At 54.3% G+C, this 1,813-nt stretch carries 1 protein-coding gene; it reads left to right on the top strand.

All coding sequences use genetic code 11. The annotated features are described in order from the left end of the window. Positions 1-399 precede the first annotated feature (399 nt). Positions 400-1,644 (top strand): IS110 family RNA-guided transposase, encoded by a 1,245-nt coding sequence (locus E6C55_RS33120; RefSeq protein WP_136374106.1) that lies wholly within the window; start codon positions 400-402, stop codon positions 1,642-1,644. Positions 1,645-1,813 lie beyond the last annotated feature (169 nt).

The following is a 1,813-nucleotide window of genomic DNA, read 5'->3' as shown; positions in this document are numbered from 1 at the left end:
CCTCGTATAGTATGTTTTGAAAGCACTTGAAGGCTAGTTCCCAGCCCCCGAGGGGGCTGGGAATCGGTCGCCAAATTCCCAGTACTTCGTTCTTTGAAAATCAAAAAGGGACTGGACTTTCCGGCATGCCTCTGGACAATGGAACGTAGGGTCCATTCGGGGCAATTCTCGTTCCCCCTGTAGCATCGTCTACATTTAAAGTCTGTTTCTCCGGTACGCGTTTGAGCTTCTGACCCGCTGGCCGTTCCCTTCGGCAACCCATGCCCGACCTTAGCAGATTCGGGGCAGCTCATGGACCGCAGTGTGTTCTTATAGGCGAGGGTGATTGATCTGCGCGTGCGCCGGAGGCATCCCGGAGCGTCCATTCCCTGAATCCCTTATCGAAAGGAGGAATTCCACTTGAAGCTGTTTGTCGGTATTGACGTCAGTTCGCAAGAACTGGAAGTGTGTTTCATGAACTCGGACGGCGACAAGCTTGAGACGCTTACCGTGAAAAACAATCTCGAAGGCGCCTCTTACCTGCGGGATCGTATCGTCGCTGCGGCGGACAAGCATTCATCTTCCGAGATTCACATTGGTCTTGAAGCGACCTCCGTTTACAGTTGGCATCCCGCCATGTACATGCACCAGGATCCGGCACTCCAAGCACGTAAGGCCAAAGTCTTCACCATCAATCCCAAGCTCGTCAGCAAGTTCAGAGACGCTTATCCCGATCTGGATAAGACCGATCGCCTCGACGCTTGGGTCATTGCGGATCGCCTTCGCTTCGGCAGGCTGACGACCACCATCGTTATGCAAGAGCAGTACGTCGCGCTCCAGCGCCTGACTCGCATGCGGTTCCACTTGATTCACAACCTGACACGCGAGAAGCAATATTTCTTGCAGAACCTGTTCTACAAGTGCAACGCCTTTACAACCGAAGTCGACAGCTCGGTGTTCGGCCACGCCATCTTGGAGATGCTCTCCGAGAAGTACAGCCTTGACGACATCGCGACGATGGAGGTCGCCGACTTGGCCGACTACTTGCGGGACAAGGGACGCAACCGCTTCCCCGACCCCGAGAACGTCGCGCGCTGCATCCAGAAGGCTGCCAGAGCTTCCTACAGGCTGTCCAAGGTCGTCGAGGATTCCATTGACCTCGTGCTCGGCGCGTCCATTCAAGCGATCCGAAGCATTCAGACCCAGCTCAAGGATCTGGACAAGGCCATCGAGCGCATTCTTGACGGCATCCCTGGCGCCAAGTGCTTGCGCTCCGTTCCAGGCATTGACCGCGTCTACGCCGCCGGCATCCTTGCGGAGATCGGCGATATCGATCGCTTCAGCGACCAAGCCGCTGTCGCCAAGTACGCAGGTCTCACATGGCGAAGGCACCAGTCTGGCGCTTTCGAAGGCGAAGACACCAAACGCATTAAATCCGGCAACCGATTCCTTCGCTATTACCTGGTTGAAGCTGCCAACTCGGTAAAAAACCGCGATGAAGAATTCGGCGAGTACTACCGGAAGAAATACAACGAAGTGCCTAAGCATCAACACAAACGCGCCCTCGTCTTAACGGCAAGAAAACTTGTGCGTCTGGTCGATGTGCTGCTACGCAACGGCCAACTCTATACGCCACGGAAGAAGGTGACGACTGCGAAGGATTGACGCCTCCTTTGCCAAAGTCCGCTGTGAATTCCCAGTAAAAATCTGGTAGATAACTCGATTTTCGACTGGGTTTGATTTGATGTGCCCTTTTTCTTGACTCATCCGCCTCATGGCCAAAAAAATTTCCAATTCTCATGAATCAGGGGCTTGACATCATACCGCTGGACTT

Source organism: Cohnella fermenti, assembly GCF_004801405.1.
Classification (GTDB): Bacteria; Bacillota; Bacilli; order Paenibacillales; family Paenibacillaceae; genus Cohnella; species Cohnella fermenti.
Note: the sequence above shows the minus strand (reverse complement) of the source record. Positions and strands in the feature narration are given on the sequence as shown.